The sequence below is a fragment of the Paenibacillus montanisoli genome (assembly GCF_003268025.1).
In the GTDB taxonomy this organism is placed as follows: domain Bacteria; phylum Bacillota; class Bacilli; order Paenibacillales; family Paenibacillaceae; genus Paenibacillus_Z; species Paenibacillus_Z montanisoli.
This window is the reverse complement of sequence record NZ_QLUW01000006.1, coordinates 375,279-389,502: the sequence shown is the minus strand read 5'-3', so window position 1 is coordinate 389,502 and position 14,224 is coordinate 375,279. Positions and strand designations below refer to the sequence as shown.

Annotated in this window: 9 protein-coding genes; all 9 read right to left on the bottom strand. The window is 51.9% G+C overall.

The window, feature by feature from the left end; genetic code table 11:
- Positions 1–3: 3 nt before the first annotated feature.
- Positions 4–891, bottom strand: a complete 888-nt coding sequence (locus DL346_RS26525) for a carbohydrate ABC transporter permease (protein ID WP_112885395.1) — start codon at positions 889–891, stop codon at positions 4–6.
- Positions 888–3,857, bottom strand: coding sequence for an extracellular solute-binding protein (locus DL346_RS26520; RefSeq protein ID WP_112885394.1), 2,970 nt, complete (start codon positions 3,855–3,857; stop codon positions 888–890). Before DL346_RS26520 ends, DL346_RS26525 begins: the two co-directional genes overlap by 4 nt.
- Positions 3,858–3,951: 94 nt before the next feature.
- A complete protein-coding gene (locus DL346_RS26515; RefSeq protein WP_165822694.1) occupies positions 3,952–5,385 on the bottom strand; it encodes an extracellular solute-binding protein in 1,434 nt (477 codons plus the stop codon).
- A 230-nt stretch (positions 5,386–5,615) separates the two neighbouring features.
- Positions 5,616–6,719 carry a LacI family DNA-binding transcriptional regulator gene (locus tag DL346_RS26510; RefSeq protein WP_338066332.1) on the bottom strand — a complete coding sequence of 368 codons (1,104 nt, stop codon included), beginning with the start codon at positions 6,717–6,719 and terminating at the stop codon, positions 5,616–5,618.
- A gap of 118 nt (positions 6,720–6,837) precedes the next feature.
- Positions 6,838–8,451: an extracellular solute-binding protein gene (locus tag DL346_RS26505; protein WP_112885392.1), complete on the bottom strand. Its 1,614-nt coding sequence runs from the start codon at positions 8,449–8,451 to the stop codon at positions 6,838–6,840.
- 68 nt (positions 8,452–8,519) lie between these two features.
- Positions 8,520–9,440, bottom strand: a complete 921-nt coding sequence (locus DL346_RS26500; RefSeq protein ID WP_112885391.1) for a carbohydrate ABC transporter permease — start codon at positions 9,438–9,440, stop codon at positions 8,520–8,522.
- A 1-nt stretch (position 9,441) separates the two neighbouring features.
- Positions 9,442–10,359, bottom strand: a complete 918-nt coding sequence (locus DL346_RS26495) for an ABC transporter permease (RefSeq protein WP_112885390.1) — start codon at positions 10,357–10,359, stop codon at positions 9,442–9,444.
- Between the two features lie 627 nt (positions 10,360–10,986).
- Complete coding sequence (locus tag DL346_RS26490) at positions 10,987–12,402, bottom strand: response regulator (protein WP_165822693.1); 1,416 nt, start codon at positions 12,400–12,402, stop codon at positions 10,987–10,989.
- On the bottom strand, positions 12,395–14,176 hold the full coding sequence (locus tag DL346_RS26485) for a sensor histidine kinase (RefSeq protein ID WP_165822692.1): 1,782 nt from the start codon (positions 14,174–14,176) through the stop codon (positions 12,395–12,397). The genes DL346_RS26490 and DL346_RS26485 overlap by 8 nt, the downstream gene beginning before the upstream one ends.
- Positions 14,177–14,224 lie beyond the last annotated feature (48 nt).

The window sequence follows — 14,224 nt, the reverse complement described above, 5'->3', positions numbered from 1 at the left end:
CACCTACTCCTTCTCTCCGAACAGCTTCCAGGAAAACTTGGACAATGCATAGATGCCGATCAGCAAAATGACTGACAGCGCGGATGCGTAGCCCATCTCGAAACGCAATAAGCCATAGTCGGCAATATGATTGACCATCACTTGGCCGGCGTTCTGCGGCGTCGGATTGCCGCCTGACAGCTGCACGCCAAGATCGCCGGATTGGAAGGTCGTAACGACGGCCATGACCGCGCCGAACAGCATTTGCGGCTTCATGGACGGAATCGTAATATGGATAATTTCCTGAAAGCGATTGCTGATCCCGTCGATATAGCCTGCTTCGTAAATCGATTGATCGATGTTGAGGACGCCGGCCAGCATCGCCAGGAAGCCGACGCCCATGCTGCTCCACAAGGAAACGATGATCATGATGGTCATCAGGTATTCCGGCGACTGCAGCCATTGAATCGGCTCATGAATGAAGCCGAAGCGCACCAGCCACGAATTTAAATATCCGGTCTCGTCGCCGCTGAAGAAAATCGACCAGACGACCGTCATGGCAACGCCCATCGTCATCGATGGCGAATAAATGATCAAGGCCAGAATCGTTCTCGGCTTACTCGGAATTTGCGCAAGCATCCAGGCGAGCAGGAAGGAGATGATATAACCGCCCGGCCCGACAATAAGCGCGAATTTGATCGTATTCGGAAGTACGTACTGCATGAAAATATCGTCCTGCGTAAAAATGGCGGTGTAATTTTTGAACCCGATCCATTTCGGCATTTCAATGGTATTAAAGTTCGTAAATGATAAATAGATCGCCACCATTACAGGAACGACGATAAACATGAAGAACATTAGCAAGTAAGGTGACATGAACCAGTAGGCTTCGTTCACTTTGCGCCTTTTCATCGTTTTTCAACCCACTTATCTATCGTATTAATGGTCGGAACTTTGCTCTCTTTGACCTGCTTGCCGTCCTTATAGAACCCGAACTCTTCCATCTTCTTGGCAATTTCGCGGTTCGCCCGAATGACGGAATCGTCGATTGCCGTTCGCGGATTGTCTCCGTCAAACACAACCCGGTTGAACACGTTGCTCAGCTCGCGCTCGACCATGTAAGCGCCCGGAACGCGCGATGCTTCGCGAACCCATTTGCTCTGCTCAATAATGACCTTCTTGTCTTCTTCCGGCCACGGAGCCTGCGCAAACGCCTCCATATTGGCGGTGTTCCACATGAACATCGGGCCAAACGCCGCTTGCTGCATGTTCGCAAACTCAACCTGCACGTTCGTAGAGAGCCACCATTTCAGGAAATCCCATGACTGTTGCTCATACTTCGTCCCTTTGAAAATCATCGACGCCGTTCCGCCGCTTGGCGACCAGCGCTGTACGACGCCGTCACTCAGCGTGCCGGGGTGAAGCGCGATTTTCCAGCTGTTCGCGATCTCCGGAGCAGCGACCCGCAGTTGAATGTAGGTTTGGAAATCCGCAATGCCGATCGGCAGCATGCCGGAGCGGAAATGCTGATAGAAATTCGGCACGTCCTGCGGCAAATTGTAAATCGTATAAAGGTCCGTCATGAACTTGATGCCCGCAAGCGACTGCTCGCTGTTGATGCTCGTCTTCGTTCCTTCCTCGTTGAACAGCTCGCCGCCGGCCCGATAAATGAACGGAGCGGTCGCATTAAACGGCTTAAACCCTTTATATTGGGCAAGCGGCTCGTAGAAGTTCATCCCGAGACGCTGCAGCTCGGGCAGCATGTTGATGACATCGTCCCAAGTGTTAGGCACGCCGAGCTTCAAATTGTCCAGAATATCTTTGCGGTAGAAAAGCACCCAGAAGTTCTGCGTTTCCGGCAGCGCATAGACGCCGTCCCCGTAAACAAGCGGAATCATCGATCCCTTGGAGAAAGGCTTCACCACTTGATCAAAATCGCTGAACTTTCGCAGGTCGACCGCCGCATTACGTACGGCAAGGTCATATGGGATCCAGCTGGAAATGCCAAGAGCCGCATCCGGCTGACTGCCTGTTGCATTGGCGAGAACAAGCTTGTTCTCGTCCGGCATGATGGAGAGCTGCACCGCAATTCCGGTATTCGGCGTAAACTCCTGGTCAATCATCTTCTGCATCAGTTCCACCTGCTCACGCGAAGCGTGGACCCAGATGTTCAATTCTTTGCTTGTTTTATTTGAAGCGGAATAGGACTGCTTCGAGAAAGACAAGAAGAAACGTTTCACCGACTCCGACAGATTTGCGAAGAAACCGGAATTCGGCTTCGGAAGCTTACCGTCCTGATACACATAAATCTTGTCGAGAGCCATTGGCGAGCGATTAATCCGAACCAGCATATCGCCTAGCAGCTGGGAAACGGAAGAACCGCCATTTGAGAACAAATTAATCCGATTCGGCAGCTTGTCCGGCTCTTCGGCCAAAGTCCTCAGCTGCTTCGCCGCTTTCTTCAAATCGTTCAGCTCCGCAATTTCACCGCCGTCAGGACTGAGCCCGTTCAACCTCTCGTACTCCGCATCCAACTCTTCCGCCCATTGATTCAGCGTTTTATCGAGGTTCGGAATATACTCGCTGAGATTCCAGTCTCGATAAGCGTCCATCCGATTTCCGGTCAGCTTGCGAATTTCCAGCGACAAGCGGCTGATTTCGTCCATCTGCCTCTTGATCGTTTGGGTCAGCGGCCTGATCGGATCCAGATCTGCCGTCATCGAGAGCGCGTGCTTGCCTTTCGTCAAATAAAACTGATAAGGCTCGTCCTCCGCTCCAAGCACCGCATTGCTCCAACGCTTGTTATAGGCAAACGACGCGTCTTGAACCTCGCGGAACGGCACTACGCCGTCAATCTCGATTTTACGGAACACAGGCATATCGCGAAGGTTATTCTGCTCGTATTTCATCGCGATATTGTAATAGCCGTCATGAGGCGCATCAAACTCCCATGTGACGCTTTGGCCCGCATCGCTCCAGGAACCGCCGAAGCCGTTCAGAAGCTTATGCTTCGTATCGTACGGCGTCATCGCGGGACTATTGACCGAGATCGCCCGGATGGCGGAATTGTTTTTGTATGCAGGCGTTTCCGCTTCAATGACGATCGGCGATGTCAGGCGATCGCCGTCTTCCGCCTTAGGCTGCCGCTTAAGGTAATTCTCATAGCTATCTATTTCTGAAGGAGAGTTTACCGTCACGTTACCGAGCAGCAAACTTCCTCTCGTATTGGCGATCGTTATCGTGTTGCTGCCTTTATTCAATTTATAAGTTAACGGCTTCAAATAGGCATAGCTGGCGTCCATCGCATAGTCATGCTGCCAGACGTTTACCTTCTGCGGGCGAGGCAGAAGCTCATTGCCGTAACGGTCGTATTTTTCCTTCAAGGGCTGGTTTGTCCATCTGTTAGGAAATAAAATACGGCGGCTTTCATAGAACGGGTATTCTTGATTGACTTGAATGTAGCCTTCGGTTGGCAAAATCGTTTCATCGGTTACAAAATAGTCAAAAGCAATTTGGTAGAGACCGGTTTGCGGCACTTCAACTTGAACGTTAATTTGCGATCCCTCGTCAAGACGAACCGTTTCGGTCGAATAGCCGTTGCTGTCGGCTTTCGAAACGACTTTGTCTTTATTTGCCGCATCCACGCTCGGATCGTGAATGATTTCCACGTTAGGCTGAACGGGAACGTCAGACCATTCCTCAAGCATATCCGTGTAGCTTTTTTCAAGCTGCGCGCTGCGCGCCATCGCCGACTGCTCCGATGCTTTTGCGTCGCTATCGCTTCCGCTCTCGGCTGCCGCTTGCAAAGGAGGACAAGCTCCGATGATGAGGGATGCGGTGAGAACGGACCAAAGTAGAGTACGCCACGTTTTTTTCATTGTCTCTTCCCTGCCTATACCTTATTAATGCCATAAGTGTGAAAGACTTCTCGTCTTTCACACTTATGGAGGTTTGTCGCTATGAAATTATGAATTAGTTGCCTTCCATTTTCGCTTTTGCAGCTGCTACGAATTCATTTGCTTTATCTTCAAACTCTTTCGCTTTGTCGGCTACTTTGTATTCGCCGTTCGTCAGCTTCTCGGTGAACTTGTTGTCTGTGTCCCACTTCGCGAAATCGTTCCAGCCCGGTACGATCGGCAATGGAACTGCATTGCCCATCAGCTTCATAACTTCTTTCTCGCCTGGCAAAGTAATATTTGCTTCCAGCTTCGCCCACAGCTCAGGCTGATCGGAAACTGGATATTTCGTTACTGGCTGGCCTGCGGCTTTCTCGACATCGATACGTTTCAAGAAGCCTTCTTTACCCCAAGTCATGAACTTCGCCAGCTCATAAGCAGCCTCAGGATATTTCGTCGTGGAAGATACGCCGATGTTGTCTACGATCGTCGGGATGCGCTGGCCGGCTTTACCGGAAGGCATTGGATAGAAGTCAACGTCGCCTGCGCCCGCTTTCTTCATTTCGCCCGGAATCCAGCCCATGTTCCAAGAGTAGTCGATCGCCATGGCTACGTGGCCTTTTTGGAACGTCCATGCGCCTTCGTCGCCCCACAGCTTCTTCTTCTCTTCGCCCGTCATGACGTCGTCGACTTTCAGACGACGAAGCTCAAGCTTCAAATTGTATGCGTCGATCCAAGCTTGGCTGCTGAAGTTGAACTTCTCGCCATCATAGCTGTTCCAGCCAACTGAGTTGTCGTTGTTCATTGGTAGCCATTCTTCGAAAGCAAGGTTGCCCCAAGGACCGCCGATGCCGTAGTAGAATTCATCCGGCTTGGAGAACTTCTTCGCAAGATCGATCATTTCATCAAACGTCCAGTTATAAGCAGGCAGCGGAACGTTGTTCTTCTCAAACAAAGTTTTGTTTACGAACACGCCTTGCGCAAATTGGAAGTTAGCCATTGTATAGCGCTTGCCGTTAAAGACCGTCAAATCGGCAAGGTTCTTGTATACCGTTTTTGCTTCTTCATCCGCATCCCAGTACGGGGACAAATCTAGAAGCCAGTCGCTCGTAACGGCAAGCGGAATATCCTTCAGCATGAAAACGTCAGGCATTGTGCCAGCGGCAGCGGCAGCCGTGAGACCTTCCTCAACCGGCCACACGATGCTCTTGTCGCGTTCGACCGTGATGTTCGGATATTTCTCCATGAAGGCTTTCATCATTTCGCCTTCGATCTTCTCATCGCCCCAGTCTGCATACTTGAGCGTGATCTTCTCCGTTTGCCATGCCGGCTTCTCTTCCTTCGCCGGCTCTTCAGCCGCGTTGTTTGCAGGCTCCGTCGACTGGTCGGTCGTCGTGTTGCCGGATTCGGCCGCGTTGCCGCCATTGTTGTTCGACTTGGCGCAACCCGCAGAAATCGCGAGCACTAATGAAAGGATAAGTAGAACTGCGAAAAACTTTCTGCTTTTCATTCGTAATCCCCCACTCATAGAAAATTGTATTGATACAATTGCTTGTATCCGATGGTTAGGTGTAGCACAGCTTTGATCAAAAGAAATGGAATCGATTTCAAAAACATCATCAAGTTTGTGTTGTACGCGCTTTCTTCCATCCGAAATGTGCAGTTTTTGTTGAAAATGAAATCGATTTCGTTTTAGTGCAATATAAATTTACATCCTGCTTTTCACGGCCTTCTTACCGCCTACGCTTTCACTGAGGAATGCCGCACAATGAGTTCGGATTCAAGCACGGTGACGCGCTCTTGCTCGATTTCTTCGTCGTTTAAACGGTTAATCAACTTCTCTGCCAGTGTGAAGCCCATCTGAAACTTCGGTTGGTTCACGGTTGATAGCGTAGGTGACAAGTATTGGGAAACCCGGTCATTATCAACGCCGACGACTGCCAGATCGCGCGGAATCGAAATTCCCCGTTCCTTGCAAGCACGATAGACGCCAAGCGCCATTTCGTCATTGGCCGAGAACACTGCAGTAAATTTCAAGCCCTTATCCCAAAGCCGCAGCATCGCTTCGTAGCCGCCTGTCTCATTGAAATTCCCGCTCTCCACATAGGAAGGATTAAACGGAATTTCATGCTCCTTTAGAGCCTTGATGTAGCCTTCAAGCCGGTCGTAGCTGTCCATGGCATTGGGGTAGCCGCTTAGAAACGCAATATCGCGGTGTCCCTGCTCGATTAAGTGGTTAACCGCTTCCTTGGCGGATTTGACGTTATCCGTATGCACGTTCAGCACCTTGGAGTTCTGAATGCTGCGCCCGATTACGCCAACCGCATAGCCGCGGTCCACAATCTCTTGCACTTCCGAATTCGTCAGCATCGAAGCAACCAGAATCATGCCGTCTACGCTTCTGTCGCTTAGCAACTTCAGGTACTCGGACTCAATAACTCGGTCGTTATTGGTATCGCAGATCACGATTTTGTACTTCTCTGCATACGCTTTCGTTTGAATGCCTTTCACCAAGTCCGTATAGTACGACACCCTTACGTCCGGTACGATGATCCCAATCGTCATCGTACGCTGCTGCCTTAAATTTTTGGCGGCTGCATTCGGTACGTATTGGAGCTCCTCAATGACACGCAGCACCTTCTCGCGCGTCTTCGACTTTACGAGCGGGTTATTGTTCAGCACCCTCGAAACGGTAGTCGGCGAAACCTTCGCTTTAAGAGCGACATCCACAATTTTTACATCCAATACGACCTCGACCTTTACACTGAGATTCGTTGGCAGCGCTTCCGATCGGGGTTCTTCTGCCCACTTCAACAAAATAACATAGACTGAAATCGTTTTCAACCACTTTTTTTATGACCGCTAGCCGACAGCCGCTGCCGATTGGCAAGAGCGACGTAAAAATGCCGCAGGAGCGGAAGCCTTCGGCAGGCTCCCACTCCAGTTGCATTCGACCTATTTGTTAGTTCTCATCCGCGAATTTCTCGTTTACTTTATCGATCGCATCTTGGAGGCCAAGACCCATTTGCTCATCCGCAAAAGCTTTGAGCGCCGCTTTGATGTCGTCGTTGCCCATCACGAGCTTCGTTACCAAGCCGTCCAAGTCGCCGCCGCCTGTGCTGAGCGAGGACGCATACGCGTTTACGACCCAGTTAACCGGCGCCTTTTCGCCAGTTTGCAGAGCATCCGCTTCTACGCCATCCAAATACTTCTGCACTTGCTCCGTTTCCGAAGAGCCATAGCCTTCGATGTAGCGCACGCCGTCCGTCCAAATGGAGAGACCGTTGAATACGGCTGTGGACGGATATTTCTTCGCCAGGTCGAAATCCTTCTCGCCTTCATGCTTGTTGATGATTTTGTCGCCGTTCGGCTCCCAGTCGACGCCTTCGAGGCCGTAGAACACGGTCTTCTGGCCTTCCGGAGACGCCAGCCAATCGAGCAGCGCGAGGATGCGCTCTTGCTTCTCATCGCTCACTTCGGAGCTGAAGAGCGTGCCGGACCAGTAGTCGAAGTAACCGTACAGATAGTTTTTGCCGTCAGCCGCAGGAACGTTAGGCAGAATCTTCACCGCATCCAGCATCTTCTTGCCCGGATTAGCCGCGTTCCAGCCATTCAGAGTTCCCGTCATCGTCTTAACGGTCGTTACGAGCGCAGCGGCCTTGCCTTGATTGAATTTACCTTCGGCATCCATGTTCGGCACGGCGAAGTCTTTATCCAAGATACCCGATTTGTAGAAATCTCTTTCTTTCTCGATGACTTCGGCGTACGCATCCGTCATCCAGCCCGGAATCCACTTGCCGTCCACCTTCTGCCACCAGCCGCTTGCCGGCGCGATATTGTGGAATACGCTGTCGTGCGTCCAGCCGATGCTGTTGCTCGTCAGCGGAATTACGCCCTTCTTCTCCCCGAGCGTCTTCAATACGTTTTTCAGCTCGTCGTAGGTTGTCGGATCCTTCAATCCGAGCTCATCCATCCAGTCCTTACGGATCAAAATGCCGCGGTCATTCGGCAGCTCGTTGCGGTTGGCCAGCATCCGCGGAATGAAGTAGGCTTTGCCGTCGGCCGCTTTCGCGCCTTCAACGTCCGGAAGGTCCAGATACTTCTTCAGGTTCGGGAATGCACTCATATCGTCGGGCAGCGGCTTGATGATGCCTTGGTCTACCCATTGATTGAACAGGTCGCCGCTTGTCGCGTCCGTGAAGAACGCGTCAGGCAGCTGGCCCGATGCCGCCCACAGCTTCGTGCGGTCGGAGTAGTCGCTCCACGACTCGTTCACCGGCTTGATGGTGATGTTGAATTTATCTTGAATCATCTTCAGCAGGTCGTCCTGTTGGCCGTCTTTGATCGCCGAGGCGATGTCAAAATACGCGATGGACAATTCCAAATGGTCTTTATACAGATCGCCGGCCGCCTCATTGCCGTTGTTTGCGGCATTACCGGACTGGCTTGCATTTCCTGTGTTGCCGGTTGCGTTGCTTCCTTCATTGCCGCCATTGTTCGAGCCGCAGCCCGTCAGGATGCCGGTTGCGAGCAGCATTGCGCTTAGACCCACGGTAAGAGCTTTTCTGTTCATCATGTCTCTTTCTCCTCCTTAAGTAGGTAACTTCGTTCAAGGACCCCGCTATCTTCACTCATTCATGCACGCTAGCCTTTGATCGACCCGATCATCACCCCCTTGGCAAAATACTTTTGCAGGAAGGGATAGACCGCCATAATCGGCAGGCTTGTCACCATGATCGCCGCCATCTTGAGCGAGTCCTGCGGAATCTTCACCTTCGATTGGTCGATAGCCGATACGCCGTTGTTCATGCTAAGAATTTGAGAAATGCTGGTCAGCATGTTGCGAAGCATCAGCTGCATCGGATACTTATCCGCATCAGTCAGAAACAGCATCGGCGTGTACCAGTCGTTCCAGCGGTCAACCGCATAGAAGAGCGAGATCGAGGCGATGACCGGCATGGAGGTCGGAATCACGATGCGCATCAGAATCGAGAAATCGCCTGCTCCATCTATCTTCGCGGACTCTTCCAGGCTAACCGGGAACTCCCGGAAGAACGACAGCATGATCCAAATATAAAAGGTGTTGACGGCCGACGGGAGGATCATGACCCAGTAGCTGTCCATCAAACCAACGCCCTTAACGGTCAAGTAGTAGGGAATGAGTCCGCCGCCGAAGAACATGGTGAAGATGATGAAGCCCATGATATATTTCCAGCCTGGCATCCCTTTCTTGCTGAGCGCATAGGCGGCAATCGTCGTCAGAAACAGGCTGAGGAACGTGCCGATTAACGTAACCGCGACGGAAACGGTGAACGCGCGTCCGACGCCGTATTTGATAATCTGCTCATATCCTTCCAGCGTAAATGTCGTCGGCCGGATGATTCCGGTCGGCGTACCGAAGGAGCTGATCAGGACCGTGTAGAACGGGAACAGCGCACAGACCGATAAGATAATGAATAAGGCATGCAGGAGCAGGTCCGCTTTGCTCTTGCCGCGGGTTGCCAGGCGCTGATCATCAGCTAAGGCATTGCCGGCGGGCTGGGTCAATACTGTTGGCTCTGCCATGTTACATCAGCCCCTCCTGTCCCATGCGTTTGACGAAATAGTTGGCCATGACGAGCAGCGCAAGGCTGATGACGGATTTGAACAAGCCGACCGCCGTAATGATGCCGAAGCCCAGATTCACATTACCGGAGAACGACAGCCGGTACATGAACGTATCCAGAATATCCGCGACGTTATAGACCGCAGGACTGTACAGGTTGAAAATCTGATCGAAACCGCCGTTCATAATGCCGCTGACGGCCAAAATGAGCATCATGGCCACGATACCGTTAATGGAGGGCCATGTGATATGGAGCATCTGCTTCCACCTATTGGCGCCATCCATGTAAGCAGCTTCATACAGTTCGGGGCTGATCCCCGCGATGGCGGCCAAATAAATGATGGCGCCCCAGCCTGCTTCTTTCCAGATGTTTGTCGTGTACAGCAACCCTCTGAACGTATCCGGGTCTGACAGCAAGCTGACATTTTCAAGACCGATGTTCGAAAGAACGAGATGAACCGCACCGGTGTTGCCGAGAATGTTGACCAAAATGCCGCCGAGTACGACCCATGATAGGAAGTGCGGGAAGGTGAACACGGTTTGGTACAGCTTCTTCATCTTGGAGCCGGCCAGTTCATTTAAGAGCAAGGCGACGATAATCGCCATCGGGAACTCGATCAGAAGCCTGCCGATGCTGATTACGATCGTATTGCGAAAGGCCGTCCAGAAGGCCGAATACTTGAAAATGTATTGGAAATTGTCCAGCCCAACCCACGGGCTGCCCAATATCCCCTTATTGAACATAAACTTCTTGAACGATAGCGTGACTCCGTACATCGGGACGTAGGCGAAGACCAGATAATAAATGACGATCGGCAGCAAAAGCAAATAAAACATTTTGTACTGCAAGATGCGCTTCCAAAGCAATGACCCTTTCATCGGTACCATCTCCATCTGTGCAAATGTCTTTGTTGGCAGCTCAGCTAGATATAGACCTTATTGTAGCCATTTATGAAAGCGCTTCCCATGTAACGATTGCAGCATCTTTTGTACTAGCAATCGTTCATTCTGCGGCGATCGGCCGACTTCGCCCGCAGCAGCCGGCAAAGAACGATTAATAAGACAAAAAAAGATAGCAATATTCCATTTTCGCTTCATGGAACTAAAAAAAGGCGGCTGTGACCACCATTTTGATGATGTTTCTATAGGTTGCGCTCTCGTATTAAATGACCTAACGAACTCCAGCGACCTTATTTATGCGAAAATCATGCGGCTCAAAATCTAACGAACCTCAGAAGCGTAATTCGGCTCATAATTGCTCAATTTCCCATCTTTCAGCTAAATAACGCTTCTACGGTTCGTTAGAATTGTAAACTTCCGTTTTCGCTCAAATAAGCACGATTGAGTTCGTTAGCGCGCGACGGCAACCGGGGGAGGGGTGGCATTGGGGGAACGGCTACCGGAGCCCACCTGGGCTGACCTTAATGCACGTTACTCGGGGCGCAGCACCCATCGGCCCCCTGGGCACGACGCTTATCCGTCAACCTTTGGCCCTCGCCCACCAACTCACGCGCCGGTCCGATACTCCCGCGGCGTTTTCCCGATGATTTTTTTGAATATTTTGCTAAAATAGTAGGCATCCTGATAACCGACGCGCTCCCCGACGCGGTGGATCGGCAGGTTGCTGTTCTTGAGCAGCTCGCACGCATGGCGGACCCGCAGCTCGGCCAAATAGTCGGTGAACGACTGGCTCACGTGCTTGATAAACAATTGGCTGATATAGTTGCGGTTCATATAGAACTCATCGGCCAGCATCTGCAGAGAGATGTTCTGATGATAATGGCTGTTGACGTAATCGATGACGGCCACGAAAGAGTCGCTGCGGAATTGCCCTTCGCGGTACATACCGCCCAGGTATGCGCCGGACATCCGTTTCAAATCTTGAATGAGCTCCGCCGCATCCTGGTACCGTTCGATCAACCGCTCGTAATCGACGAGCAAATATTTGGACAGCTTATCCGACTCGCTATTCTGGGACTGAATGATCGTCGTCATTACCGTGTTATATAAGAAAAATGCATGCTTAATCTGATAGGCGCCCGTCCGGAACCATTCGAGGTACTGGTCATACAAGGCGGTCAGCTCCGACATATCGTGCTTTTGGAGGGCGGAAGACAGCTGTTTGAAGTCTGCAAAGCCTTTGCTGGCGCCGCTTTGATACACGGTAGGCTTGCCGGCGATAAAATATTGAAAGGCCGCCATCTCCGCATCCTCGATGGCATCTCTTATTGCCGCCGGCTCGTGAAACAGACCGCTGATCCCGATTCCCCGGTATGTGCCCCCGTACTGCGCCAATTGCTGAAGCAGCGGAGTTGGGCCGCTTTCCTGCGCAATATAGACGCTCTTGCCGTTGCCGCTGCTCAGCCTCAAGAAGCAATAAGGCTTGAGCATCGCGCCGAACTGCTCCGCATCCAAGCTGACGACAACGCGCAAGCCGCCAGCAGGCTCCAAGCCGGCATTGACGAGCAGCTTGGCGATCCGCTCGCGCCCCTCCTGCTTATCGTCCATAATCCATTCCATCACGGACGGCGTGTCCTTGGCCAGCCGATCGTCGAGCTTGTCCTTTGCTTTCTTCAGCAGCGGAACGATCTCTTCTTCCTCAATCGGCTTCAGGCAATAGCCAAGCGCGCCGAGATTCATGCATTTCTGCACGTACGAAAACTCGGCAAAGCCGCTGACAACGATAAAGAGCGTGTCCAGCTGCATTTCATTGCACTTCTTAATCAGCTCAAGTCCGCTGATTTCCGGCATTCGGATATCGACGAACGCGACGTCCGGATTCAGCTCCTGCATCAATTGAAGCGCTTTCGGACTTTGCGTTTCGGTGCCGACGACGGTAAACCCGTACCGGGCCCAATCGACGGAATCGAGTAAATTTTTGACGACCCACTGCTCATCATCGACAATCATGGCTCTATACATTGCCGGCTGCTCCTTCCGAATAAACGGGAATGCGAAGCGTGACTGCGGTTCCTGCCCGTTCCTTGCTTTGGATTTCAATCCCGTATTGCTGCTCGAAGAGGAACTGGAGACGATTGTGGACATTGAGCAGTCCTACGCCGTCAAGCTTCCCTGAATCCTCCTTTGCCGCCTGCCGCTCTCCCTGGAGCTGCTGCCTGACGCTCGCAAGCTGCGCTTCGCTCATGCCGACACCGTCATCCGCCACCGTAATGAGCAGATCAGGCCGTCCGCATGGATCCATCTGAGCGGAAATGGTCAGCTTGCCCTTCTCGTACCTCGGCTCCAACCCGTGGTAGACGGCATTCTCGACAATCGGCTGCAAAATCATCTTTGGCACCTTCACATGAAGCAGGCTCTCCGCGACCGAGACCGAAAAATCGAACCGGCCCGAGAAGCGGACCATCTGAATGCTCATATAAGCTCCTGCGATTTGAATCTCCTCCGACAGCGGAACGGCGTCGTCACCCTTGATGCTGTAGCGGAAAATACGGGACAGCGCTCGCGTCATATCGCGGATCTCCGGCACCTCCCGTTCGGAGGCCAGTCCGCGGATCGTGTCCAGCGTATTGTAGAGGAAATGCGGGTTGACCTGGCTCTTCAAAAAATCAAACTCCGCCCGCTTCTTCTCGATCTCCGTCTTCAGCAGCCGTTCATTCGAATCGACCAGCTGCTCGGTTAGGTGCTGCACGTCCGAGAGCATCTGATTGTACCGGATGCCGATGACTTCCGCTTCCGCCGAGCCGTAGAGGTCCACCCGCTTGTTAAGGTCATCCTTCTTGCTGATTCTCATATAGTGATAAAGCTTGCGCAGCGGCAAAATCATATTGTTCAAAATAAGCGCGAAGGGCACCATAAGCAGTAAAATGCCGACGGCTAGGGCGGCAAGCGTCTGCTTGCGCAGCTTGCGGATATCTTGAAAGAAGACGTCGTCAGGGATCAGCCGGACGATTTTTCCGCCGATCTCGGGAATCGCTTTCACTTGGACATGGTTCAGCTCGCCGTTGATTCGGACGACGCCGCTTTCCTCGCTGCCGGGAGGAAGACGGAACGGCTGCCCGATCTGCTCACGGTCGTTGCTCATGAAGATGGTGTCGCTGCGATCCAGCAAATATACGCTTGTTTCCGGCTGCAGCGATTTCAGATCGTAGCCGCCGGTCAGCGTCGAAGCATCGATCAGCAGCACGATTTGTCCGATTTCGCTCGTGTAGCTGTTATGGATATCGCTTGAGAATATAGTCGTGCCGACAGCGAAGCAATTCCGTTCGATACCGATGTTCTGGCACGTTTTAATCTTAGAGAAATAGGAGTCCGCGCGTTTGGGCATAAATTCCCCGATCGTGGCCGGGCTGCTCCCCTGCAGGGAGAACGAATCCCCGTTCTTGCCGATCGCGACAAGATCCAGGATACCCGGCTTGACGGTGGAAAGGTTAATGAACAAGTTTTTGAGCGTGGGGTACATCTGCAGCTTCGATAGCGGATCGTCGTTCAGCAGATAATCCTGTACGGATTTGTTATAAGCAACGTTATAGCTCAGCCATTTGATGACATCGTAATTCGAGAGAATCGTTTGCTCCATCTGATTGAAAATATCGATCGTGTACACTTCATTGTTCTTCGTCAGAAACGCCGCGCTGCGGCTGTAGTTGAACAGCAGGATGGCGATGATGACTGCCATCGTCATGACGGCAATGAGGTACATTTGTCCGCGGATGGGCAATTTGCGCAATAGATTCATAGGCTGATCCCTCATTCATCCGGATTCGAAACGTTTCAATTCATTATA

What these genes read in the sequence shown, in the direction of transcription:
- DL346_RS26525 (WP_112885395.1), bottom strand. Translation starts at nt 891, where the DNA reads ATGAAAAGGCGCAAAGTGAACGAAGCCTACTGGTTCATGTCACCTTAC.
- DL346_RS26520 (WP_112885394.1), bottom strand. Translation starts at nt 3,857, where the DNA reads ATGAAAAAAACGTGGCGTACTCTACTTTGGTCCGTTCTCACCGCATCC.
- DL346_RS26515 (WP_165822694.1), bottom strand. Translation starts at nt 5,385, where the DNA reads ATGAAAAGCAGAAAGTTTTTCGCAGTTCTACTTATCCTTTCATTAGTG.
- DL346_RS26505 (WP_112885392.1), bottom strand. Translation starts at nt 8,451, where the DNA reads ATGATGAACAGAAAAGCTCTTACCGTGGGTCTAAGCGCAATGCTGCTC.
- DL346_RS26500 (WP_112885391.1), bottom strand. Translation starts at nt 9,440, where the DNA reads ATGGCAGAGCCAACAGTATTGACCCAGCCCGCCGGCAATGCCTTAGCT.
- DL346_RS26495 (WP_112885390.1), bottom strand. Translation starts at nt 10,359, where the DNA reads ATGAAAGGGTCATTGCTTTGGAAGCGCATCTTGCAGTACAAAATGTTT.
- DL346_RS26490 (WP_165822693.1), bottom strand. Translation starts at nt 12,402, where the DNA reads ATGTATAGAGCCATGATTGTCGATGATGAGCAGTGGGTCGTCAAAAAT.
- DL346_RS26485 (WP_165822692.1), bottom strand. Translation starts at nt 14,176, where the DNA reads ATGAATCTATTGCGCAAATTGCCCATCCGCGGACAAATGTACCTCATT.